Annotated in this window: 24 protein-coding genes; 6 read left to right on the top strand and 18 right to left on the bottom strand. The window is 73.7% G+C overall.

Features of this window, described 5'->3' with window-relative positions; all coding sequences use genetic code 11:
• The 4 genes from B0I33_RS03265 to B0I33_RS03250 form a co-directional block, all read right to left on the bottom strand.
• A partial coding sequence (locus B0I33_RS03265; protein WP_146147446.1) for a DUF222 domain-containing protein occupies positions 1 to 529 on the bottom strand: 529 nt, incomplete at its 3' end.
• Positions 530 to 819: 290 nt separating this feature from the next.
• On the bottom strand, positions 820 to 1,671 hold the full coding sequence (locus B0I33_RS03260) for an alpha/beta fold hydrolase (protein ID WP_106176954.1): 852 nt from the start codon (positions 1,669 to 1,671) through the stop codon (positions 820 to 822).
• 58 nt (positions 1,672 to 1,729) lie between these two features.
• A complete protein-coding gene (locus B0I33_RS03255) occupies positions 1,730 to 3,028 on the bottom strand; it encodes an MFS transporter (protein WP_106176953.1) in 1,299 nt (432 codons plus the stop codon).
• Positions 3,025 to 4,386: an MBL fold metallo-hydrolase gene (locus B0I33_RS03250; protein ID WP_106176952.1), complete on the bottom strand. Its 1,362-nt coding sequence runs from the start codon at positions 4,384 to 4,386 to the stop codon at positions 3,025 to 3,027. The genes B0I33_RS03255 and B0I33_RS03250 overlap by 4 nt, the downstream gene beginning before the upstream one ends.
• Before the next feature lie 52 nt (positions 4,387 to 4,438).
• On the opposite strand from B0I33_RS03250, the gene B0I33_RS03245 reads away from it, so the two are divergent.
• Positions 4,439 to 5,119, top strand: a complete 681-nt coding sequence (locus B0I33_RS03245; RefSeq protein ID WP_106176951.1) for an ArsR/SmtB family transcription factor — start codon at positions 4,439 to 4,441, stop codon at positions 5,117 to 5,119.
• Here the strand turns inward: B0I33_RS03245 and B0I33_RS03240 are convergent.
• Positions 5,082 to 6,272, bottom strand: coding sequence for a cytochrome P450 (locus tag B0I33_RS03240; RefSeq protein ID WP_342750046.1), 1,191 nt, complete (start codon positions 6,270 to 6,272; stop codon positions 5,082 to 5,084). The genes B0I33_RS03245 and B0I33_RS03240 overlap by 38 nt on opposite strands.
• Before the next feature lie 73 nt (positions 6,273 to 6,345).
• On the opposite strand from B0I33_RS03240, the gene B0I33_RS03235 reads away from it, so the two are divergent.
• A complete protein-coding gene (locus B0I33_RS03235) occupies positions 6,346 to 6,927 on the top strand; it encodes a TetR/AcrR family transcriptional regulator (protein WP_106176949.1) in 582 nt (193 codons plus the stop codon).
• Positions 6,928 to 6,945: 18 nt separating this feature from the next.
• On the opposite strand, the gene thiI is transcribed toward B0I33_RS03235, so the two are convergent.
• Complete coding sequence (gene thiI, locus B0I33_RS03230) at positions 6,946 to 8,196, bottom strand: tRNA uracil 4-sulfurtransferase ThiI (RefSeq protein WP_106176948.1); 1,251 nt, start codon at positions 8,194 to 8,196, stop codon at positions 6,946 to 6,948.
• A gap of 12 nt (positions 8,197 to 8,208) precedes the next feature.
• Complete coding sequence (locus B0I33_RS03225; RefSeq protein ID WP_106176947.1) at positions 8,209 to 8,595, bottom strand: hypothetical protein; 387 nt, start codon at positions 8,593 to 8,595, stop codon at positions 8,209 to 8,211.
• A gap of 226 nt (positions 8,596 to 8,821) precedes the next feature.
• Between B0I33_RS03225 and B0I33_RS03220 the strand changes: the two genes are divergently transcribed.
• Positions 8,822 to 9,001: a hypothetical protein gene (locus tag B0I33_RS03220; RefSeq protein WP_106176946.1), complete on the top strand. Its 180-nt coding sequence runs from the start codon at positions 8,822 to 8,824 to the stop codon at positions 8,999 to 9,001.
• A gap of 37 nt (positions 9,002 to 9,038) precedes the next feature.
• Here B0I33_RS03220 and B0I33_RS03215 read toward each other — a convergent pair whose 3' ends face one another.
• The 11 genes from B0I33_RS03215 to B0I33_RS03165 all read right to left on the bottom strand — a co-directional run bounded on the left by B0I33_RS03215 (position 9,039) and on the right by B0I33_RS03165 (position 19,427).
• Positions 9,039 to 9,851: a GH12 family glycosyl hydrolase domain-containing protein gene (locus B0I33_RS03215; RefSeq protein ID WP_106176945.1), complete on the bottom strand. Its 813-nt coding sequence runs from the start codon at positions 9,849 to 9,851 to the stop codon at positions 9,039 to 9,041.
• Between the two features lie 318 nt (positions 9,852 to 10,169).
• Complete coding sequence (locus B0I33_RS03210) at positions 10,170 to 10,844, bottom strand: lytic polysaccharide monooxygenase auxiliary activity family 9 protein (protein ID WP_245900408.1); 675 nt, start codon at positions 10,842 to 10,844, stop codon at positions 10,170 to 10,172.
• A 235-nt stretch (positions 10,845 to 11,079) separates the two neighbouring features.
• On the bottom strand, positions 11,080 to 12,105 hold the full coding sequence (locus B0I33_RS03205) for a LacI family DNA-binding transcriptional regulator (RefSeq protein ID WP_106177035.1): 1,026 nt from the start codon (positions 12,103 to 12,105) through the stop codon (positions 11,080 to 11,082).
• Between the two features lie 327 nt (positions 12,106 to 12,432).
• A complete protein-coding gene (locus tag B0I33_RS03200; RefSeq protein ID WP_106176944.1) occupies positions 12,433 to 12,876 on the bottom strand; it encodes a YybH family protein in 444 nt (147 codons plus the stop codon).
• 85 nt (positions 12,877 to 12,961) lie between these two features.
• Positions 12,962 to 13,795, bottom strand: a complete 834-nt coding sequence (locus tag B0I33_RS03195; protein WP_181193156.1) for a phosphatase PAP2 family protein — start codon at positions 13,793 to 13,795, stop codon at positions 12,962 to 12,964.
• A 232-nt stretch (positions 13,796 to 14,027) separates the two neighbouring features.
• Positions 14,028 to 14,474: a PPOX class F420-dependent oxidoreductase gene (locus tag B0I33_RS03190; RefSeq protein WP_106176942.1), complete on the bottom strand. Its 447-nt coding sequence runs from the start codon at positions 14,472 to 14,474 to the stop codon at positions 14,028 to 14,030.
• Entirely contained in the window at positions 14,471 to 15,379 is a 909-nt protein-coding gene (locus tag B0I33_RS03185) for an NAD(P)-dependent oxidoreductase (RefSeq protein ID WP_106176941.1), read from the bottom strand. The genes B0I33_RS03190 and B0I33_RS03185 overlap by 4 nt, the downstream gene beginning before the upstream one ends.
• Before the next feature lie 53 nt (positions 15,380 to 15,432).
• Complete coding sequence (locus B0I33_RS03180) at positions 15,433 to 15,753, bottom strand: cupin domain-containing protein (RefSeq protein ID WP_106176940.1); 321 nt, start codon at positions 15,751 to 15,753, stop codon at positions 15,433 to 15,435.
• A 73-nt stretch (positions 15,754 to 15,826) separates the two neighbouring features.
• Positions 15,827 to 18,058 carry a catalase/peroxidase HPI gene (katG, locus tag B0I33_RS03175; protein ID WP_106176939.1) on the bottom strand — a complete coding sequence of 744 codons (2,232 nt, stop codon included), beginning with the start codon at positions 18,056 to 18,058 and terminating at the stop codon, positions 15,827 to 15,829.
• Positions 18,059 to 18,087: 29 nt separating this feature from the next.
• A complete protein-coding gene (locus tag B0I33_RS03170; RefSeq protein WP_106176938.1) occupies positions 18,088 to 18,519 on the bottom strand; it encodes a Fur family transcriptional regulator in 432 nt (143 codons plus the stop codon).
• 53 nt (positions 18,520 to 18,572) lie between these two features.
• Positions 18,573 to 19,427, bottom strand: a complete 855-nt coding sequence (locus B0I33_RS03165; RefSeq protein ID WP_106177034.1) for a helix-turn-helix domain-containing GNAT family N-acetyltransferase — start codon at positions 19,425 to 19,427, stop codon at positions 18,573 to 18,575.
• Between the two features lie 106 nt (positions 19,428 to 19,533).
• Here B0I33_RS03165 and B0I33_RS03160 point away from each other — a divergent pair, with 106 nt between their 5' ends.
• The 3 genes from B0I33_RS03160 to B0I33_RS03150 are packed head-to-tail and all read left to right on the top strand — an operon-like array spanning position 19,534 to position 23,149.
• The gene (locus B0I33_RS03160) at positions 19,534 to 20,868 is read left to right on the top strand and encodes an FAD-dependent oxidoreductase (RefSeq protein ID WP_106176937.1); all 1,335 of its coding nucleotides are present in this window, start codon (positions 19,534 to 19,536) and stop codon (positions 20,866 to 20,868) included.
• Entirely contained in the window at positions 20,868 to 22,088 is a 1,221-nt protein-coding gene (locus B0I33_RS03155) for an MFS transporter (protein WP_106176936.1), read from the top strand. The genes B0I33_RS03160 and B0I33_RS03155 overlap by 1 nt, the downstream gene beginning before the upstream one ends.
• On the top strand, positions 22,085 to 23,149 hold the full coding sequence (locus B0I33_RS03150; protein WP_106176935.1) for a flavin-containing monooxygenase: 1,065 nt from the start codon (positions 22,085 to 22,087) through the stop codon (positions 23,147 to 23,149). The genes B0I33_RS03155 and B0I33_RS03150 overlap by 4 nt, the downstream gene beginning before the upstream one ends.
• The last annotated feature ends 122 nt before the right edge of the window (positions 23,150 to 23,271 follow it).

Here is a 23,271-nt window from a genome sequence, read left to right as displayed (position 1 = left end):
GCAGATCCGCCACCAGCGTCGCCATCCCGTCCTCACCGTGCACCAGCTCCACCCGCCGCTCAGCCCGCCGACGCCGGGCCCGCACCGCAGCACCCCCGGGATCGACCCGGTGCACCTGCCGCTGCACGGCGGCACGCAGGTTCGGCGGGTTCTTGCCCACCAGCTTCTCCGCCATCCGGGCATCCACCTCCCTCGCTTGTTCGTCGGTCAGGCACGCGGTGGGCTCGTGCACCTTGGCGGCCTTGTACGCATCGATCTCCCCACGTCGCAACGCCGCCAACGTCCGCGGCAGGCGGGTCACCAGCGCGTCAGCGAGATCGAGCTGCCGGGCGGCGGCCCGCTCGGTCACCGCCAGCACCAACGCCACCTCCTGCGGCACATCCCGCGCCCGGCCCCGCAACCGGCGATACTCCGCCAGCGTCTCCAACATCCGGGCCTGACACCGCGCCGCCGCAGCCGCGAACTCCGCGGCCTCCCGCAACAACACCTGACCCGACTGCGCAACACCGGGAACCACCGTGTCCGTCATGAACTCTCCCCAGTCGAAGTGATCACCACCGACACTAGCGATGTAGCGAGTCAGGTGCACCACTCACACGGGTGGAAGCGGGGTCACACACGGTGTCCGATACTCCACTGAGGACAGCGAAGACTCCTTTCGCACCAAAGGAAGGCTCCCTCCCTCCCTCGCGATCACCGGAACCGGTGCGCGGCACGGCGGTGGACGGACCACGTGGGCATCATCGTCGGCGAGCACCCCGCCATCCTTGTCCGTCCTTTGCGGACACAACCAGCGGGCCACGGCTCCCCCAATTCGCTCTAGCCGACCATGCGGAGGATCCGCTCCACCACGAGGTCGGGCCGCAGGAGGTCCATGCCGTGACCGGCGCCGGGAATCACGTCGACGGTGATCCCGGGTGCGACGGCCGCGAGCTTGCGGCGCACCTCACCGGCATCGTGCGCGGGACTGCGGCCGCCCAGCACGAGTGTCACCGGCACCGGGATCGACCGCCACTGGTCGTCGGTGATCGTGTCGCCCATGAACACGGTCGTGCGGTGCCGCCACTGCGCGAGCACGAGGCGCCGGTGCCGCTCGTCGAGAAACGCGCTGTAGCGTGAGCCCGGCCCGAACCGCCGCCGGACGCACCGCGGGGCCAGCATCACCGCCAGCCCGGCGGCCATCCACCGGTACTGCCGCATGCCCATCGGGGCGAGCCCCAGCGGATCGAACGCGGTCACCGACGCGACCCGCTCCGGCGCGCGGCACGCGAGGTTGAGCGCCAGCCAGCCACCGCGGGAGATACCCGCCAGGTGGGCACGGTCGAGGCCGAACCCGGCCAGCACCTCGGCCAGCCAGCCCGCCACAGATCCCGCATCCGGCATCGGCGCGGTCTGGACGCTGCGGCCGGGCTCGCCCAGCGAGTCGACCGCGTACACGGCGCAGCGCCGCGCGAGCGGCTCGACGTACTCCTGCCATGACAGCGACGTGGCCAGCACACCGTGCAGCAGCACGAGCGGAACGCCGTCCGGCGGCCCGCTGCGCCGCACGTGCGTGGTGCCGAACCGCGTCTCGACCGTGATCTCCTCCGCCGGCACCGGCCAGTCGAGCAGCGTGTCATACACCGCGAGGTAGGCGTTTCTGCTGCGCTCGTCGGGAAATCCGCCGGTCATCGCTCCCCCGGTTCCGTCGTGTGCCAGCACTCTACGGAACGACCGCCGACCGCGTCGGCTACCGGCCGGATCCGCTGCTCCCGTCCCGGGCGCCTCGCGGGGGCACCGGCCGCGTCTCGTACATGCGCACCGCGACGACCAGTGCCGAGACCGCGGTGAGCGCGGCCACCAGCCAGATCGCCGCCCGCAGCCCCCACAGGTCCGCGGCCACGCCCGACACGATCGCGCCCACGGCGAACCCGCCGTCCCGCCACAGCCGGTACACCCCGACCGCGCGGGCACGCCACGCGGGGTGGGCGACGTCGCCGACCACGGCGAGCAGCGTCGGGTACACCATCGCGGTGCCCGCGCCCAGCAGCACGGCGGCCGCCGCCCAGACGGCGAACGTGTCCGCGACGGCGATCACGCCGAGCGCGGCGGCCTGCGTGACCATGCCCGCCGTGATCAGGTGCTTGCGGCCCCACCCGTCGGACAGCGGGCCGGTGATCAGCTGGCCGAGCCCCCAGACGGCGGGATACAGCGCGACGAGCACCCCCATCTCACCGAGCGAGAGACCGGCGGAGACGAACAGCACCGGGAACAGCCCCATCGCGAGGCCGTCGTTGAGGTTGTTCACCATCCCGGCCTGGCTGGCCGCCGACAGTGCGGGTTCCCGGAGGCTGGTGTGCCGGAAGACGTCCCGGGTGGACAGCCCGGCGTGCAGGTGGTCGTGCCTGCCGTCGGCGCGCGCGGTGTGGCTGCCCGCCTCGAGCCGGGCGTGGTCGTGCGTCTCGCGGACGAACAACGCCGTCAGGCCGAGGCCCACGGCGACGTACGACGCGCCCAGCAGAAACGGGGCCGGGCGCAGGCCGAACCGGGCCGCGAGGTAGCCGGTGGCCACGGCGGTGACCGCCACGGCGGCGTAGCCCGCGGCCTCGTTCAGCCCCATCGCCAGGCCCCGGCGCGCGGGCCCGGCCAGGTCGATCTTCATGATGACCGTCGTGGACCAGGTCAGTCCCTGGCTGATGCCGAGCAGGACGTTGGCGGCCACGATCCAGCCCCAGTGCGGCGCCCAGATCAGCAGCAGCGGCACCGGGATCGCGACCAGCCAGCCGGCCAGCAGCACCGGCTTGCGGCCGTACCGGTCCGACCAGGTGCCCGCGACGTAGTTGGTCGCGGCCTTCGTGATCCCGAAGGCGAGCACGTACGTCAGCATCGCCGTGTAGGCGGTCAGGCCGAACTCCCGCTCGGCCAGCAGGGGCAGGACGCTGCGTTCCTGCCCGAGCACACCGCCGACCAGGGCGTTGACCGCCACCAGCAGGCTGAACTGGGCGAGGTTGGCCCGCAGGCCCAGCCGCGGGACCCGCGCCGTGGTCATGAACCCCGCTCCGGCTCGCGTCCGGTCGCCGCCGCCCAGTCGCCGGGTCCTCCGGTGAGCACGGCGACGTCGCGGTGCCCGGCTCGCTCGAGCAGGCTGGCCGCGCTCATCGCGCGCTCGCCGTGGCCGCACATGACCACCGTCGGTTCGCGGGACAGCGCGCCGGCACCGGCGGCCAGGGCGCCGAGCTCGACGTGCGCGGCACCCGGCACGTGGCCCGCGGCGAACTCGGCCGCCTGCCGGACGTCCAGCACGCGTTCCCGGCCCAGCGGGCCGGGCCGCACCAGCCGGGTGCCGGTGGTCTCGCCACCCTCCGCGACCCAGGCGGCCAGCCCTCCGGCCAGCTCGCCGGTCAGTCCGGAGAAGCCGATCTTCGCCGCCTGCCAGGCGATCTCGGCCGGGTCCTGGCCGGCTCCGCGCACGACGACCAGCGGGCGTTCCGGCTCCACGAGCCAGCCGAGCCACGGCGCGAACGCGGGCCGCAGCGGGATGGACACCGCTCCCGGTACGTGGGCCGCGGCGAACTCCGGCACCGGGCGGACGTCGATCAGCAGGGCGCCGTCGGCCAGCAGCGACCGCACCGCCGGCACGTCCAGCGGGGGCAGATCCGGTGGCGTGTCCAGCACCTCGGGGCCACGCCGGTTCACCTCGGCCAGCCACCGGAAGTACGGCGGGTGGCTGCCGAGCGACCCGGTCAGCGCGGTGACGAAGGCGTCCTCGTCGGCCACCCGCAGCAGCGGGTTGGTGGCCTTCTCCCGGCCGATCGTGCTCGTGCGCTCCGCACCGGGTGGTGCGGAGCAGAACGACCCCGCGCCGTGGGTGGGCCACACCGCCACCTCGTCGGGCAGCGTGGCCAGCCGCCGCAGGGCCGCGTACTGCTGCCGCGCCAGCGCCTCGGTGCGGCCGGGCGCGACGAGATCGGTGCGGGCGGCCGAGCCGACGAGCAGCGAGCCGCCGGTGAACACGCCGGCCGGAGTGTCCCCGTCGAGCAGCAGGAAGCACAGGTGCTCCTCGGTGTGCCCCGGGGTGGCCAGCGCACGCAGCCGCAACCCGCCGAGGTCGACCTCGTCCCCGTCCCGGAGTCCGGTGTGGGCGAACTCCCGGTGGCCCGCCGCCGAGGCGAGGATCCGGGTGCCCTCGGTCGCGGCCAGCTGCCGCGCGCCGGAGAGGAAGTCCGCGTGCAGGTGCGTGTCGGCGGCGAACGCGGGCCGCAGGCCCCGGCGCCGCGCCGCCGCCCAGGCGGCGCGCAGGTCGAGACTGACGTCGACCAGCAGCGCCCGGCCGTCGCCGAGGTCGAGGAGGTAGGCGGAGTTGCCGAGTCCCTCGTCCACGAGGGGCACGAGCTGGAGGTCGGTCATGACAGATCCTTCCGTTTCTCCTACACTATTCCAAGGAGTATTGGAGAATCAATTGGGTGACCGCATCGCGAAGACAGCGCTGTTCGACCAGTTCGCCCGGGTGGGCAAGGCACTCGGCAACGGCAAGCGCCTGGAGCTGCTGGACCTGCTGGCCCAGGGCGAGCGCACGGTGGACGCGCTGGCCAGGGCGGCGGAACTCGGCCTGACCACGGCGTCGGCGCACCTGCAGACGCTGAAGCAGGCCAACCTGGTGGCGACCCGCCGGGACGGCACGAAGGTGTACTACCGGCTGGCGGGCCCCGACGTGGCCGCCCTCTACGCGCTGGTGCGGACGGTCGCCACGGAGCATCTGCCGGACGCTGAGGCGGCCCGGCGGGAATACCTGGGACCGGACACCGAGCAGGTCACGCGGGAGGAACTGCTGTCGCGCGCGCGTTCCGGTGACGTCGTGGTGCTCGACGTGCGGCCGAGGGAGGAGTACGCGGCGGGGCATATCCCCGGCGCGCTGTCCGTCCCGCTCGAGGAGCTGGCCGACCACCTCGCCGACCTGCCCGCCGACCAGGAGATCGTGGCCTACTGCCGGGGCGCCTTCTGCGTGCTCGCACACGACGCGGTCCGCCTGCTCACGGCACGCGGGCGCAGGGCGCGCCGGCTGGCCGACGGCATGCTCGAATGGCGCCTCGCCGAGCTGCCGGTCACCACCGCACCGGCAGCTCGGTCAGCCCGGCGGTGAGCACGTCCCGCCGGACCGTCAGCTCGGCGGGGCCGGTGGCCAGGCGCAGTCCGGGGAACCGGACGACCAGCTGGGTGAGCACCGTCTCCAGCTCGAGCCGGGCGAGCGGGGCACCGAGGCAGTACCGCGGGCCATGACCGAACGCGAGGTGCCCGTGCTCGGCCCGGGTGACGTCCACGCGGTCGGGATCGGGGAACGCCGCGGGATCGTGGTTGGCCGCACCGAGGTCGAGCAGCACCAGCTCACCCGCCCGGACGGCAACGCCGTCGATCTCGAGATCCGTCCTGGCGTAGCGGGGAAGGCCGCCGGATGCCTTGCCGGGCGCCCGCAGGATCTCCTCGACCGCGTCCGGCACCAGCCCCGGGTCGTCGACCAGCGCCTGCCACTGTTCCGGCCAGGTCAGCAGGAGCAGCACACCGAGCCCGATCTGGACGACCGTGGTCTCGTGCCCGGCGAACAGCAAGGCCATCGCCAGTGCCGCGGCCTCCTCGTCGGACACGCCCTCGGTCGCGGCCAGCCGGGAGATCACGTCGTCTTCCGGTTCGGCCCGTTTCCGGGCGACCAGGCTCCTGCCGTAGCCGAACAGCTCACCGATTCCCCACTGGGACCGGGCCCGGTCGCGTACGTCGGCGGCCGCCTGGGTCCACTCCCGGAACCGGTCCCGGTCCGCGTAGGGCACGCCCAGCAGCTCGCAGATCACCAGGATCGGCAGCGGCAGGGCGAGCGCGGCGTGCAGGTCCGCAGGCGGCTCGTGCTCCGCGAACGCGTCGAGCAGCCGCTCGGTGAGCGACGCGACGCGGGGGCGCAGCGCGCGGACCCGGCCCGGTGTGAAGTGCGGCCGCAGCAGCGAGCGCATCCGCGCGTGGTCGGCGTGCTCGGTGGCGAAGTCGCCGAGCGGGCCACCGAACAGCGCGGACTCGCCCGACCGCGCCGCCGTCTCCGGCGCGGGGTGGGAGCGGCCCAGCCGGTCGTCGTCGAGCAACCGCCGCACCTCCGCGTGGCCGGTGACCAGCCACGCCTCGTCGCCCACCGCGGTGCGGACCCGGTGCACGGTGCCGCGCTGTTGCAGCTCCCGCAGGAGCGGCGGGACCTGGAGCGGGCTTTCCTGCTCGAACGGCAACCGCGCCACCGGGTTCATGACCGCCTCCAGCAAGTTCCAGACATCTTGTATAATTCGACTTAAACAACGGTACTTGTATAGTCACCCCTGAACAAGAGGGGGTGTGATGACCACCGACCCAGCGCGACCGGTCCGGCGGCTGCCCCGGGCCGAACGCCGGGCGCAGATCCTGGAGGCGGCGACCCGCGCGTTCGCCCGGGCGGGCTACACCGCGACGGGCCTCGGGGACGTGGCGGCCGAGGCCGGGGTCACCCAGGTGCTCCTGTACCGGCATTTCGCGTCGAAGTCCGACCTGTACCGCGCGGTCCTCGACCGCGCCTGCACGCGGCTCGCCGAGGCCGTCGGCACGGACCACTTCGACGACACCAGCCTGCCCACGCTGCTGCGGGCGGCCGCCGCCGATCCGGAAGGATTCCGGCTGCTGTTCCGGCACGCCGCGAAGGAGCCGGAGTTCAGGGACGTCATCGAGGGACTCCGAGCCGGTTCGACCGAGGTGACCCGCCGCCATCTCGCCGAGCGGGTGCCCGGCGGGCCGTGGCAGGACTGGGCGGCGCGGCTGGTCCCGGTGGTCACCCTGGAGGCTGTCATCGCCTGGCTGGACGCGGGGCAGCCGGACCCCGACCGGGCCGCCGAGCGGATCCGCCAGGTCGTGCACAGCGTCATCGAGGCGGCCTCGCGACCCGGCTGAGCCGGGCCGGGCCGCGGGCTACCCGCCCGCCGTGTCAGTGGCGGCGCTGGTGAGGATGGTGCCGGTGTCCGCGGCGCCGTCGGTGGCGTTCGGGCCGTCGGCGTTGCCGAGGGCGAAGAGCTGGGACTTCGCCAGCAGCTCCGGCACGAGGTCGTCGACACCGGCGCGCCGCTCCACGGCCGCCAGCCGCTCGTGGGTGGTGCGGGTCGCGGGATGGGGCGGGGTCAACAGGCTGCAGCAGTCCTCGTCCGGCAGGCGGGCGATGTCGGCCGTGCCGATCCGGCGCGCCTCGGCGATGATCTCGTCCTTGTCCCAGGCGAGCAGCGGGCGCAGGAGCGGCAGGTCGCTCGACCGTTCCACGGTGGCCAGGTTGCTGAGGGTCTGGCTGGCGACCTGGCCGAGGCTGTCCCCGGTCACCAGTGCCTGCGCTCCGCACTCGCGGGCGAGCGCGTCGGCGGTGCGCAGCATGAGCCGCCGGTGGGCCACGGTCTGGGCCTCCCCCGCACCCGCGCCGGCCAGCCGCCGTTGCGCGGCCCCGATCGGGATCACGTGCAGGCGGGAGCCGCCCTGGAAGCGGTCGAGCTCGCGGACGTGCGCATAGGCCTTGTAGGTGGACGAGGGCCCGGTGAACGGCGCCCCGGTGAAGTGCACGAAGTCGCAGCGCAGCCCGCGCCGCATGGCGCGGTAGGCGGCGACGGGCGAGTCGAAGCCACCGGAGAGCAGCACCAGCGCCCGGCCGCTGGCCCCGACCGGCAGCCCGCCCTGTCCCCGGTACCGCTCGACCGACACGAAGACCTCACGCCAGTCGACCTCGACGAGGATCTCCACCTCGGGGTGGTCCAGGTCGACAGGCCAGCCGAGCTCGCGCCGCACGCGGTCACCGACGTGCGCGGCCAGCTCCTCGGAGGTCAGCGGGAAATCCTTGGTGCGCCTGCGCGCGCGGACGGCGAACCTGCCCTCGAGACCCCGCTCGCGCACGAGCCGCACCGCGGCCGCCGCCACGTCGTCCGGGGTGCGTGGCACCGGCACCGCGGGCTGCACCACGCTGATGCCGATCACGTCGCGGGCACGGTCCAGCAGCTCCCGCTCCGGAAGCGCCGAGCGCAGGACGAGCACGCCCTGCCTGCGCTGGATGCGGACGCGCTCGCCGTCCGGCCGCGACACCGTGCGCTCGACGTTGCGCAGCAGGTGCTTCTCGAACCGGCCGCGATTGCGGCCCTTCAGCGTCAGCTCGCCGTACTTGAGCAGCACACAGCTCTGTCCGGTCATCCGCGTCACCTCTCACCTGCCGTGCCCCGTTCCGGCCCGATCATCCCTCCCCCGGCGTAATCCGGAAGCAGGTGGGCCCACGGGACGCGTGAGACGCCGCAGATCGTCCCTGGCCGGTTCGAGCAACAGGGCACCGTTGGCGAGACAGCGCCGCGCCGAGTCGAGGTCGGCACACGTCTCCGGGATGACCCGCCCGTCGCCGTCACGCTCGGCGAGGGTGGCGGGAAGCAGCCCGGCCACCGTGCCCAGGAGCTCGGCGAGCGCCCCGACCAGCTCGTACAGGTGCTCGACCGCGGCGTGCAACGCGGCCGGCGCTACCGGCTCCGCCGCGATCTCGCACGTGGTGTCCTCGACGAGCCGGCGTGCCTCCCCCAGCGCGTGGCCGTGCGGTGTGCTCATCCCGCTCACCTCCTCTACCACGGTCGCCTCCCGGTACTGACAACGGCGGGCGCAAGTTTCTTGTTCCTGCCGGGGCAATACCTGGCCGGCCCGGATCGGTGGTCGCCGCCACGCGGAAACCGGAGGACCATCGACGGTACGGGGCATGCGCAGCGGCACGCCCCGAACAGGTGAACCGGGCCGTGCGCAGTGGAAACGACCGACCGGCACGGAAAGGATGACGCGGATGGAGTCCCACGAGGCGTTCCTGGCGAGGCTGGACGAGGCGGTCCGCCGCGCCCACGACGCGATCGCCCGGATGCACGCCGACGCCGTCGCCGGCATCCGGCGGTCGGCCGGGACGGCGGACCGCCACCGGGCGGGTGACGACCGGCGAGCCGGCGACGGCCGGACGGCCGCGGGCTGACGGGCCCCGCCCGCGGCCGTCGCGCCATCGCCCGCCGTCAGCCCGCGGAGACGGAGAACGCGTGCGTGCGCAGCCCGGCTCCGCCCTGCCAGGGCTCGAATCCGGCCTGCACACTCGTCAGGTACCAGTCCCTGCCGACAGCACCCCGTTCGACGGCGTGCCGGGTGAACGCGGTGAGATCGAGGTTCGCGACCGCGTCGGTGGGGGTGGTCCGGACGAACGAGATGACGTTCCAGCCGGGGTTGCCCTGCCAGACGTCCCACGTGGCGCCCGCCAGCCGAACGGTGTCCACACGGGACCCGACGGGCTGCACCGAGCCCCGGTGCTTCAGCCAGATCATCAGCTCGGCCTCGTTCTGCCCGGTCTCTCCGGCCTGCGGGTCGAACCAGAGGTCGTAGGCGACGTTGTAGACCCCCTGGTCCGGTGAGCTGGTGCTCCAGCTGCTCGACACCGAGCGCATCGCGTCGACCCGCAGCGGCAGTCCGCTGCCGGTCGTGCAGTTCTGGTAGTGGCATCCCGCGTACACCGAGGGATAGGCGGCGGGCGCCCCGTTGGTGGGCTTGTCGTGGCGCGCCGTGGTGACCGCGAACGACGCGCCGGTCCCGCCGACGTCGATGCACTGCGCGGTGTCGGCGCCCCACACGTTGTTCTGGACGATGTACCTGCCCTGCTGGACGCGCGTGGAGTCGTACTTGCCGCAGAGCAGTTCGGCGGCGACCTGCGTGCCGGACTCGGTGACGGCGGCGGTCGCGGTGGCGGTGACGGCCGGTGCGGTCGCCACCAGGGCGGCGCAGGCGAACGCGGCCAGTCCGGCGGACAGCGCGCCCCGGCGGGTGGTGCGCGGGAACATGGACGGTCTCCTCTCGGTGCGGGCAGTCGGGATCGGCGGAAACTCCGGGAGCACAGGGGGTCTCAGCAGGCTGGGCAGGTCGGCCCGGGACCGGGTCACGGGTCTCGAACGTCCCGGGCCGACCCGTGGGAGCGATATGTGGAAGCGCTCCCAGGCGAGGGTAGAATGCCGAGGATCGGGAGGGAAGACCTCCACGGTCGGAATTCTCCCCGTTTTCCGAGTTGTTTGTTCAACTTTCGCGAATATCCGTTTCGGAATGGCACGAGGAAATCACCGGAGCGGCACACACGGGGGCCGCCCGGTGCGGAATTTCGTTGATTATCGGAATATCACGTCCGAACAGTTGTAGAACGCCTCCGGGCTGTCCGAGCGCTGCCAGATCGAGTAGATGACATGCCGCCCGGACTTGCCGGAGGGGAGCTGGGCGGTCCAGGTGTACTCGGCGCCGTGCGGACCGCTGCCGTTGATCGGCGGGTTCGTCACCGTGTTGAACGGCACCGGCTCCAGGTCCGACCACCGCAGCGGCTGCGCCGGGTTCCACCCGTTCCTGGTGACGTACTGCTGCCACGTGCCGGGGTGGGCGGCCCACGCGTTGTACCGCAGCGTCACGGTGGCGCCCGACCGCAACTCGGTGGCCGGCCAGTCCGTGCGGGCCATGTTGTACGCGTCGAACGTCGGCGTGGGACCGCACAGCTTGCCGTCGGGGATGATCTGGCGGTGCCGGCCTCCGGCGTCGCTGATGAGGTTGCCGAACCAGTTCCACAGCGCCGTCTTGCCGCCCCGGCGGACGGCTTCCGCGCACGCGGGGTTGGTGGGGGCCAGGTCGCCGCCCTGGCCGCCTTCGAGCCCGTTGACGTAACAGGCGTAGGTCCTCGTCGCCGGATACGTCATGCCGCCGTGGGCCTGGGCGACGCCGGTGCCGAGGATCGTGGAGAAAAGGAGGAGAACGGCGCCGGCCGTGCCGAACAGCGCCGCCTTGTCTCGCGTCTTCACGGGGACTCCTGTCGTGATCGGGATGTCCCGTGATCCGGATACCACCGTAGAGCAGAATCGGGGTGGCGATACCGCCGAACAGGTAGCGTGCGACCGGCCCCGCCGCGCACCCGCGAGAACACGGCGAGCGGAACGGAAACAACCCGCGAATGCGGCCGAGTACGGCGCGGGCGAGCACGTCCGGCGGGTGTCCACAAGAGACTCCCGGTACTCCCGGCTCCTCCGGGGCGCCGGGTCAGGCCGACTCGCGCCGGACGAGCGACACGGGCAGGATCCGGTGCCGGGCACGGATCCGCGCGCCGTCGCGCAGTCGCCGGAGCATCGCGACCATCTCCCGCACCTGGTCCCGCGGATCCTGGTGTACCGAGGTGAGGGGCGGGCTCAGTGCCGGCGCGAGCGTGGGATGGTCGTCGAAGCCGACCACGGCCACGTCCTCCGGTACCCGGCGGCCCGCCGCGCGCAGGGCACGCAGCGCCCCGGCCGCCGTCGGGTCGCTGGCGGCGAACACGGCGTCGAGGTCGGGGCGGCGGTCGAGCAGCCGCCGCATGGCCCGCTCTCCCCCGGCCAGGGTGAAGTCGCCCTCCTCCACCAGTTCCGCATCCCCGGCCCGGTGGGCCGCGACCGCGGCGCGCCAGCCCGCCAGCCGCGCGATCCCGGCGGCGTGGTCCGCGGGACCGGAGATCGTCGCGATCCGGCGCCTGCCACGTTCGACGAGGTGGTCCACGGCCAGCCGGGCCCCGGCCTCGTTGTCGAAGTCGACCGTGTCCCGGCCCCGGGAGCCGGAGCCGGGACTGCCACCGAACACGACCGGCAACCGGGTGCGGCCCAGCGCGCCGGGCAACGGGTCCGCCCGGTGCGGCGCGAACACCAGCGCACCGTCGACGTGACCGCCGTCCAGGAACCGCACCGCGTTCGGCACGTCCCCGGCACTGTCCACGAACATCACCAGCAGCTGCCCGCCCACCGCGGCGAGCTCGCGGAACGCCGCGCGGATGACGGCCGCGAAGTACGGGTCGTCGAGCACCCTCTCCTCCGGCTCGGACAGCACCAGCGCCACCGCTCCGGTGCGGCGGGTGACGAGCGACCGGGCCGCCTGGTTGGGCGAGTAGCCGAGCTCGTCCGCCGCGGCGAGCACGGCCCGCCGCGCGCGGGAGCTGACGTACCCGCCGCCGCCGAGCGCACGCGACGCGGTCGAGCGGGACACACCGGCCCGCGCGGCCACGTGCTCCAGCCTCGGCCGCTCCCCCTGCCCGCCTCGCACCGTCACGCCCACTCCCGCACCCGGTTCCGCAGGAGCAGAGCGTAACGCGGGAGAGGCAGAACCACGCCTGATCCGCCGTGACGGCGGAGGTGATTCGGCTTTTCGCGGAGGTGTCCCTCGTGCACGCCGGGAACGCGCGGCGGACGCCGCGCACGGCACGCCGTGCGCGGACGGTCCACGCACGGACGACCAGACGACGGCCGTCTCGGGCCCGGCCCGCCCGTCGCCGCCGACGCAGCCTCCGTCCCCTGCCTCCGTCACGCGCGGCGGCCTGTCCTCTGCCAGCGGATCTCCGCGGGCCGGGAGCACGTCACCCGGGGCGGGCGGTCACCGGCCGGTCCGCGCCGCCACCGGCGTGTTCTGGCCGACCCGGATCCGCCACCGCCCTCCGGTCCCGCGCAGCAGGGTCAGCTGCAGGATTCCCGCCATCGGATCGCCCGGATCACCACCGTCCGGGCCCGCCGACCGCTGCCGCGCGTGCACGACGGCGACCTCCGGCGTCAGGAACACGAGGCTCTCGATCAGGTATCGCACCTGGACGTGCTCCAGCGCTCCCCCGCGGTCGAAGACGGCCGCCTGCGCCCGGTACAGCGGTTCCGCGCCGAACACCAGGGTGCCCGCGAAGTTGACGAAGATGGCGTCCTCGGCGAAGAGCCGGTTCATCGCACGGGCGTCGTTGCGGTTGAAGGCGGACTCGTACTCCGCCACCACCGCGGCGACGTCGTCCGCCTCCGGCGATCCGTTCCGGTCCACCCGCGAGACCTCGGTCATGTGCCGCTCCTCTCTCGTCTCCGAAGGGGAGCCTGCTACCTCGAGCTCACTGGAGGTCAAGCAGCACCGTGCCGCCGCGCGGGGTTCAGACCTCTCGCGGCCGGCCGGGCGGCGGCGCCGAGCCCGGTGTCCCGGGCGGTCGTGCCGGATCGGCCTCCGGTGCGGGATCCCCGGTTCCGGGGACGCGGCGGGACACCGCGCGGGCGCGGCCGAGCGCGGAGTGGACCGCGAGCACCAGGACGGTTCCGCCGACGGCGTCGAGCACGTAGTGGTTGCCGGTGACCAGCACGACCACCGTCGTCGTCAGCGGGTAGAGCCACCCGGCGCGGCGCAGGGGGTGCCGGGTGGTGTGGAGCGCGAGTGCGACCCACACCGCCCAGGCGACGTGCAGGGACGGCATCGCGGCGAACGGGTTGGCCAGGCTGAGCAGGCCACCGTCCGGATTGGCCGACCCGAAGATGTCGCGCTGCACCAGCGTGTCGGGCGCGCCCGCCAGGGCGAGCCGCGGCGGCGCCACGGGGACGGCCCAGAAGCAGACGAGGGCGACCAGGCTCGAGCCGATCAAGGTCGACCGCAGTGGCCGGTAGCTTCCGGGGCGCCGCCACCACAGCCACACCAGCACGCCTCCCGTGACGGCGAAGTGGCTGCCGACGTAGTAGTAGCCCGCGAGCGCCTCCAGGTGCGGCAGTTCACCGGCGAGCCCGTAGAACCACGGCTCCACGGCGAGCCCGAGCGCCTGTTCGAGCCGGTAGAGCACGTCGGAGTGGGCGATCGCGACGGAGGCGTCGCCGGAGACCGCCACCCACAGCAGCTGGAAGGCCCCGAACCCGAGGCCCAGCAGCAGGATCTCGGCCCACCACCGGGGTCTGGCCCCCTCCGGCCCGCCCGCGCGGGACCCCTCCTGTTCGTCAACGGCCACCTGCGTCACCCCCGGCCCACACTGCCCACGTCCGTCCTCCCCGGCGTCTCCAGGCTCGTCCGGCCTCACCCCGCTGGATGCCCGGACTTCGGCCGCGGTTAACCGAGCCGACGCCGACGGGACATTCTCGCGAAAGGCCGAGGGCAGCGCGCGACCGGGCCGGATCCCGGCGAAACACCCGGAGCCGGGAAGTGACCACTGTCACACTGGGGTTCCCGCGTCCGGTCCGTCCTCAATCACCCGCCGCGCGTCGGAGGTCGGCGCCGTAGAGATGCTCGACCGACAGGGTCAGCAGCACCCGCCGGTCCGACACCATCACCGCCCGGTACCCGGCCCAGTCCGGGTGCTCGCCCGCGGCGGCACGGTAGTAGTCCACCAGCGCGTCGGCCTCGGGACCGTCCGGATCGGCTCCCGGCCCGACCAGCGTCACCCGGCCGTCGGCGGTGGCCCACGCCATGCCGTCGCGGCTGGTGACCTCCAGTGCGGCACGCGGGTCGCGGCGCAGGTTCGCCACCTTGGCCGTGCCCTCGCTGGTCGACACGTGCACGACACCGGCCCGGACGTCGTAGAACGGCTGGACGGGCGAGAGCTGCGGACGGCCGTCCGCCCTGATCGTCGCGAGGACGCCCAGCCGGCTCCCGGCGAGCAGCCGGTGCGGATCGAACCGCGCGGCGGTCACGGCCGCTCCCCCGCCGGGGTGCGGAACAGTTCGGCCAGCGCCGCGTAGCCCGCCCCGCCGTGCCCCTCGGCGACGGCCCGGTCGGCCAGCGCCTTGACGAACCGGGGCAGCGCGGGGTCGACGCCGAGGGACTCGCTCTCGCCGATGAGGTGCGCCATCGCGGCCACGTGCGTGTCGAGGGTCGAGTCGAGCGCCGGGTAGGCGCCGTCGTCGACCTGTCGCGCGTAGTCCGGGAGCCAGCCGGTGACGGTCTCGATCGCCGTCCGCGCGAGCGGTGCGAACGTGGTGGCGTCCACGCCCGCGGCGCCGAGGAGTGCGGCGCCCTGCAGGAAGCCGTTCAGGATGTTCCACATCAGGCTCAGCACGGCCACGTCGTGCAGCGCCGACAGGCCCTGGTCGCCGCCGAGGTACCGCGCACCGCCGAGGCGGCGCAACACCGGCTCGTACCGCTCGAACGCGGGCCGCGGTCCGCTGTAGAGGACCAGCGCACCGGGCGTGCCGATGGCGCCGGGCACGGCCATGATCGCGCCGTCGAGGTAGTCGGCACCCTGCCGCGCCGCCCACGCGGCAATCTCCCTGGCCGCCCGCGACGTGCCCGAGGTGAGGTTCACCAGGACCCGGCCGCCGAGACCCCCCGCCAGCGGGTCGAGCACCGCGCGCACGGCGTCGTGGTCGGAGACGCACACCACGACGAGGTCGCCCGCGGCGACGGCGGCGCTGGCCGAGCCGGCGAGCCGGGCGCCCCGGGCGACGAGGTCGTCTGCCTTCGCCGCCGTGCGGTTCCACACGGTCGTGGGGTGCCCGGCGCGCAGGAACGCCCCGGCCAGGGCGCGGCCCATCAGTCCCAGGCCGAGAACGGTGACGGTGATGTGTTCCGGGAATTCCGGACGGTGTCGGTCGGTCATGCCGCGATCATCGGCCGTGACACCGGTGGCAAGGTCAAGCTGGCGGTCCGCGCTCAGTCGAGCCACTCGGTGACGAAGTGGTCGTTCTCGTGGATGTGCACGGCCTCGTACGTTCCCGGACCCAGCACGCGGAACCGGTGCGGCGTGCCCGCCGGAACGACCAGCACGTCGCCTGCCCGCCCCTCGCGCTGCTCGTCGCCGATCGTGAAGAGGGCGCGGCCACGCTGGATGACGAAGGTCTCCCGGTAGGGATGGCGGTGCAGCCGGGGACCCGAACCCACCACGTCGGTGCGCTCGCGGATCAGGGAGACACCGGAACCGATGTCGCGCCCCTCGACGCTCTCCCCGGCCGGCCCCGGCTCCGTGTCGGACATGCCGACACCCTAGCCCGGCTTGCCGCGCCCCGTCCCACCGGAACGGGGCGCGGCAAGCCGGATGCCAGGGAACTCAGCGGTGCAGGTCGAACCGGTCGAGGTTCATGACCTTGTCCCACGCGGAGACGAAGTCGCGCACGAACTTCTCCCGCGCGTCGTCGCTCGCGTACACCTCGGCCAGCGCCCGCAGCTCCGAGTTCGAGCCGAAGACGAGGTCGACGCGGGTACCGGTCCACTTGACCTCACCCGTGGCGCGGTCGCGGCCCTCGAACGTCTCCGCCTCCGCATCCGATCCGGCGGTCGGCGCCCACTCCGTGCCCATGTCGAGCAGGTTCACGAAGAAGTCGTTGGTCAGCGAACCGGGGTTGGCGGTGAGCACGCCGTGCGAGGAGTTGTCGTAGTTCGTGCCCAGCGCCCGCAAGCCGCCGACGAGCACGGTCATCTCCGGCGCGCTCAGCGTGAGCAGGTTGGCCCTGTCGATGAGCATGTACTCGGCGGGCAGCGGGGCGGCCTTGCCGACGTAGTTGCGGAACCCGTCGGCGAGCGGCTCCAGGTACGAGAACGACTCCACGTCGGTCTGCTCCTCGGACGCGTCCATGCGCCCCGGCGTGAACGGCACCTCGATGTCGAAGCCCGCGTTCTTCGCGGCGCGCTCGACGCCCGCGCAGCCGGCGAGGACGATCAGGTCCGCGAGCGAGACCTGCTTGCCCCCGCTCTGCTCGGCGTTGAACGAGGCCTGGATGCCCTCCAGCGTGCCGAGAACCTTCGCCAGCTGGGCGGGGTTGTTCACCTCCCAGCTGCGCTGCGGCTCCAGGCGGATCCGCGCGCCGTTGGCGCCGCCGCGCTTGTCGCTGCCGCGGAACGACGAGGCCGCCGCCCACGCCGTCGACACGAGCTCGGACACGGAGAGGCCGGAGTCGAGGATCCGGCGCTTGAGGTCCGCGATGTCCTCGGCGCCGACGAGCTCGTGGTCCACGGCGGGGATCGGGTCCTGCCAGATCAGCGTCTCGTTCGGCACCTCGGGGCCGAGGTAGCGCTGGACCGGCCCCATGTCGCGGTGGGTGAGCTTGAACCACGCGCGGGCGAAGGCGTCCGCGAACTCGTCCGGGTTCTCCATGAACCGCCGGGAGATCGGCTCGTAGATCGGGTCGACCTTCAGCGCGAGGTCGGTGGTGAGCATGTTCGGCGCGATCTTCTTCGACGGGTCGTGGGCGTGCGGGACGGTGCCCTCACCGGCGCCGTCCTTCGGCTTCCACTGCCAGCCGCCGCCCGGGCCCTGGTACAGCTCCCACTCGTAGCCGAACAGGTTCTCGAAGAAGCCGTTGCTCCACCGGGTCGGCGTGGTGGTCCAGGTGACCTCCAGGCCACTGGTGATGGCGTCGGCGCCCTTCCCGGTGCCGTAGCTGTTCTTCCAGCCCAGGCCCTGCGCCTCGAGCGGAGCGGCCTCGGGGTCGGCGCCGAGGTGCGAGTCGGGGGCCGCGCCGTGCGTCTTGCCGAAGGTGTGCCCGCCGGCGATCAGCGCCACGGTCTCCTCGTCGTTCATCGCCATCCGGCCGAACGTCTCGCGGATGTCGCGGGCGGCGGCGACGGGGTCCGGCTTGCCCTCGGGCCCTTCCGGGTTCACGTAGATCAGGCCCATGTGGGTGGCGCCCAGCGGGTTCTCGAGGATCCGCTTCTCGCCGCCCGAGATGCGCTTGTCGCTGCCGAGCCAGGTGGTCTCGGAGCCCCAGTAGACGTCGTCCTCGGGCTCCCAGGTGTCCTCCCGGCCGCCGGCGAAGCCGAACGTCTTGAAGCCCATCGACTCCAGGGCGACGTTGCCGGCCAGGATCATCAGGTCGGCCCACGAGATGTTCTTGCCGTACTTCTTCTTGACCGGCCACAGCAGCCTGCGGGCCTTGTCCAGGCTCACGTTGTCCGGCCAGCTGTTCAGCGGGGCGAACCGCTGCTGGCCGGCGCCCGCGCCGCCGCGGCCGTCGCTGACGCGGTAGGTCCCGGCGCTGTGCCAGGCCATCCGGATCATCAGCGGGCCGTAGTGCCCGAAGTCGGCGGGCCACCAGTCCTGCGAGGTGGTCAGCACCTCCTCGATGTCCCGCTTCACGGCGGGCAGGTCGAGGCTGCTGAACGCCTCGGCGTAGTCGAAGTCCTCGTCCATCGGGTTGGTCACGGGCTGGTTCTTGGCGAGGATCTTCAGGTTGAGCCGGTTCGGCCACCAGTGGGTGTTGCCGATCCCCTGGGTCGGGTGCGGCAGCCCTTCGCCGTGCACGACCGGGCAGCCGCCCGTGGCGGTTTCGGTGGTTTCGGACATGGAAATCCCTTCAGACGGTTCAGCGTTGCTCAGGAACTGGCTGCGGTGGAGCAGGTGGGGCAGAAGCCCCAGTAGATGATCTCGGCCTCGTCGATGACGAAGCCGTGGTCGTCCGACGCGGCGAGGCACGGCGCCTCCCCGACGACGCAGTCGACATCGGCGATGGCCCCGCACGACCGGCACACCACGTGGTGGTGGTTGTCCCCGACGCGTGACTCGTACCTCGCCACCGAGCCGGGGGGCTGGATGCGCCGCACCAGCCCCGCGGTGGTCAGTGCGCGCAGCACGTCGTAGACGGCCTGGTGGGAGACCTCACCGAGGTTCTCCCGCACGACGCCGATGATCGAGTCCGTGTCCGCGTGGGGATGGTCGTGCACCGCGGACAGCACGGCCACCCGGGGACGCGTCACACGTAACGCGACACCGCGCAGCATGCGCTCGAAGTCCGAGGTCGTTGGCACGCCGCGCAGTCTGCCGCATTTTCTGGAATGAATCAAGAATGGCGCGCGGCGGGTCAGCCGCATCCGGGCCGCGCGACGGCGTCGACCCGGCGTTCGAGCAGGATCGTGTCGTGCCACACGCCGTCGCGCCGGGCGATGCGTTCGCGGACGCCGACGGTGCGGTACCCGGCGGCGTGGTGCAGCGCGACGCCGGCGCGGTTCTCGGTGAGGGCGGAGGCCTGCAGCGTCCACAGTCCCGCCCGGTCGGCCTCGACGACCTGCGCGCGGATGAGGGCCCTGCCGACACCGCGGCCGCGATGCTCCTCGGCGACGTAGACGGAGCTCTCCGCGACGCCGGAATAGCAGGCGCGCGCCGAGACCGGGCTCAGCGCCGTCCAGCCCGCCACCTCCCCGCCGATCTCGGCGACCCAGCGGTGCTCCGGCAGCCACTGGGCCTCCAGCGTGGCCCGGCTGGGCACCGCGGTCTCGAAGGTGGCGACACCGGTGGCGATGCCCTCACCGTAGATCCGCCGCACCGCGGGCCAGTCCTCCGCGCGCAGGGCGCGGATGCGCACGTCGGCGGGCACGTCCTCCGGGCAGCACGGGCGCGGCGCGAGCAGGCCCATGACCGCGTCGGCGGCGTGCGGCAGCCCGGTGCAGCAGTTCGCGTTGATCCACACCCGGGTCGCCGTGCCCTCCTTGCGCAGGCGCAGGAATCCGACATCGGCGAGCTTGCGGACGTGATGGGAGCAGGTGGACTGACTGATGCCCAGCTGCTCGGTGAGCGCGCCGACGGTGAGCCCGCCGGGGGCGGTGGCGACCGCGTGCAGCAGCCGCACCCGGGTCGGCTCGGCCAGGCACGCGAACCACTCGGCATAGGTGGCGGCCTCCTGCTCGGGCAGCAGCGGCCGGGACCCGACGGTCGTCATGCCGACCATTATCGACCGGAATCGATGGTTGCGTCAATCGACTCGCGTCGATACATTGCCCTCCAGTTCCATCGAGACACATCGATGAATCGAGGAAGGGGTAGTGATGAACGAGCTTCCGGTGGTCGTCGTCGGCGCGGGCCCGGTCGGCCTGGCCGCGGCGGCCGAGCTGGCCGAGCGCGGAATCGAGCCGGTCGTGCTGGAGCGCGGTGGCGAGGCGGGGGCGGCGGTGGCGCAATGGCACCACGTGCGGCTGTTCTCCCCGTGGTCGGAACTGGTGGCCCCGGCCGCGGGCAGGCTGCTCGCCAGCACGGGCTGGCAGCGGCCGCCCGGCGCGACCTACCCCACCGGCACCGAGTGGACGCGGCGCTACCTGCACCCGCTCGCCGCGGCGCTGGGTGACCGGGTCCGGCTGGGCGCCGAGGTGACCGGGGTGGCCCGGCGGGGCCGCGACCGCGTGGTGGACACCGGCCGCGACGGCGAGCCCCTCACCGTCCACATCAGACATCAGGACGGCCGCGAGGAGCGGCTCCCCGCCCGCGCGGTGATCGACGCCTCGGGCACCTGGGCCGGCCCGAACCCCCTGGGCGGCGACGGGCTGCCGGCGCTGGGCGAGCGGGCCGCGGCCGACCGCATCAGCTACCGGATCCCCGACCTCGCCGACGAGGCGACGCGACGGCGCTACGCCGGACGGCACGTCGTGGTGGCCGGCAGCGGGCACTCGGCACTGACCGCGCTGGTCGCCCTGACCGGTCTCGCCGGCCAGGGCACGCGGGTCAGCTGGGTGCTCCGTCGCGGCGCGGTCGGCAACGCCTTCGGCGGCGGCGACGCCGACCAGCTGCCCGCGCGCGGCGCGCTGGGCGCGCGGGCGAAGGCGGCGGTGGCCGACGGCCACGTCCGCGTGGTGACCGGCTTCCGCACCGAGACGGTCGCCCGGGACGGTGCCGGGCCGCTGACGCTCACGTCCGCCGACGGTGACCGGGTCGAGCACGTCGACGAGGTCGTCGCGCTGACCGGGTTCCGGCCCGACCTGAGCTGGCTGTCGGAACTGCGCCTGGAACTCGACACCACCCTGCAGGCGCCGGTCGCGCTGGCCCCGCTCATCGACCCCAACGTGCACTCCTGCGGCACCGTCTACCCGCACGGGGTGCGCGAGCTCGGCCACCCGGAGCCGGGCGTGTTCCTGGCCGGGATGAAGAGCTACGGCCGCGCGCCGACGTTCCTCGCGATGACCGGCTACGAGCAGGTCCGCAGCATCGCCGCGGCACTGGCCGGTGACCAGGCCGCCGCCGAACGCGTCGAGCTGACCCTCCCCGACACCGGGGTCTGCGGCGGCGCGGGACTGTTCGACGAGCCGGACACCGCGGAAGCGGCGGGCGGCTGCTGCGGCGCAGCGGAGCCGGAGACCCTCACCCTCGCGGCGCCTCCCGCCGAGCGCTGATGGTCCCGGCCGCGGCGGCGGGGACCTCGCTGGGCGAGGCCGGGCTGCGGCGGGTGCTCGCCACCCTGTGCGTCACCGAGATCACCAGCTGGGGGGTGCTGTACTACGCCTTCCCGGTGCTGCTCCCGGAGATCAGCGCGGCGACCGGCTGGTCGCCGGTGATGCTGATGGCGGCGTTCTCCGCGGGGCAGCTCGTGGCGGCGCTGGTCGGCATCCCGGTCGGCCGGGTGCTCGACCGGCGTGGCCCGCACGCGGTGATGACGGCGGGGTCGGCGCTGGCGGTGCCCGCCGTGCTGGCGATCGCCACCGCACCGGATCCGGTGTGGTTCTGCGCGGCGTGGCTGCTGGCGGGTGCCGCCATGGGCGCCGTGCTCTACCCGCCCGCGTTCGCGGCGCTGACCCGCTGGTACGGGCCGCGCCGGGTCCGGGCCCTCACCGTGCTCACCCTCGCCGCGGGGCTGGCCAGCACGGTGTTCGCCCCGCTGACCGCCGTGCTCGCGGCACACCTGGACTGGCGCGGCGTCTACGTCGTGCTCGCCGTGGTGCTGGCCGTGGTCACCGTGACCGGCCACGCGTGGGGGCTGCGCGGCCCGTGGCCGCCGCCCGGCACCCGTGCGCAGGCCCGGCCCGGCCCGCCGCCGGACCAGGTGGTGCGCAGCCGCCCGTTCGCGGCGCTCGTCGCGGCGTTCGCGCTGACCTCGTTGGCCACCTTCGCCGTGGTGGTCAACCTGGTGCCGTTGCTCAGCGAGCGCGGGGTCGGCACCGGCACGGCGGCGGTGGCGCTCGGCCTCGGCGGTGCCGGACAGGTCCTCGGCAGGCTCGGCTACGCGCCGCTGGCCCGCCGGTTCGGGGTGCGGGCCCGGACGGTCACGGTGCTGGCGGCGGTCGCGGTCACCACGGCCCTGCTCGGCGTGCTGACCTCGGTGGCGGCGCTGATCGCCGCGGCCGTCGTGGCCGGGGTGGCCCGCGGCATCCTCACGCTGCTGCAGGCCACCGCCGTCACCGACCGGTGGGGCCCCGCCCACTACGGGCGGCTCACCGGCGTCCTGTCCGCCCCGCTGACCATCACGGTCGCCCTGGCGCCGTGGGCCGGGGCGAGCCTGGCCGCCGCGCTCGGCGGCTACTCCCCGATGTTCCTTCTGCTCGCGGCCCTGGCACTGGCTGGATCCGTGCTCGGGCTCGCCAGCGTCCCCACCTCACCCACTGAGAGGACACCATGAACGAGGTCATCGTCATCGGCGGCGGCCAGTCCGGTCTCGCCGCGGCCCGCGCCGCCCGGGAGCACGGTCTCACCCCGGTCGTCCTGGAAGCCGGGCCCGAGCCGGCCGGATCGTGGCCGCACTACTACGACAGCCTCACGCTGTTCTCCCCCGCCGGCTACAGCGGCGCGCCGGACGCCCCGTTTCCCGGCGATCCCGAGCGCTATCCCACCCGCGACGAGGTCGCCGCGTACCTGCGCGCGTACGCCGCGGGGCTCGACGTGGAGATCCGCACCGGCACCCGCGTCACCGCCGTGACCGCGGATCCGGACGGCGGGTTCCTGGTCCGGACCACCGCGGGCGAGACGCTGCCCACCCGGGGCGTGGTGGCCGCCAGCGGTTCCTTCGGCAACCCCCGCCTGCCGCGCCTGCCCGGCCAGGACGGCTTCACCGGGCGGGTGACGCACGCGGCCCGCTATCGCGAGCCCGGGCCGTACGCCGGGCAGCGCGTCGTGGTGGTCGGCGCGGGCAACTCGGCCGTCCAGATCGGCTACGAGCTCGCCGGGCTCGCGCAGGTCACGCTCGCCACCCGGCGGCCCATCGCGTTCGTCCCGCAGCGGCAGGACGGCCGGGACCTGCACTACTGGCTGCGCCGGACCGGCTTCGACGACCTGCCTCCGGAGTGGCTGGCGCGGCTCGGCGCGGGCACGCTCGTCCTCGACACCGGCGACTACCGCGCCGCGTTCGCGGACGGCAGGCTGGACCGGCGTCCTCTGTTCACCGCGTTCGACGGCGAGCACGTGGTCTGGCCGGACGGCGGCAGGGAGAAGGTGGACACGGTCCTGTTCGCCACCGGATACCGGCCGCACCTGAACTACCTGGAACCGCTCGGCGCCCTCGCCGACGGGCTCCCCTGGCACGCGGGCGGGATCTCCGGCACCCATCCCGGACTGGTGTACACCGGACTGGAGTTCCAGCGCTCGTTCTCGTCCAACACGCTGCGCGGGGTCCACCGGGACGCGCGGTACGTCGTCGCCGCACTGGCGGCGCACGTCCGGGAGGCGGGCAGGCTCGTGGCCTGACCCGGGACGCGCGGAGGCCGGGCAGGCAGGGTGCGCCCGCACCACCTGGCCTCCCGAATCGCGATGTGCGGTGGCCCGGTGCGCTGACCGGTTCCCCGTTCCGGGGCGGGCGCACCGCTCGC

It is taken from the genome of Prauserella shujinwangii, from assembly GCF_003001955.1.
GTDB lineage: Bacteria > Actinomycetota > Actinomycetes > Mycobacteriales > Pseudonocardiaceae > Qaidamihabitans > Qaidamihabitans shujinwangii.
The sequence above is the reverse complement of the archived record's forward strand: the minus strand, read 5'-3'. Positions and strand labels throughout refer to the sequence as shown.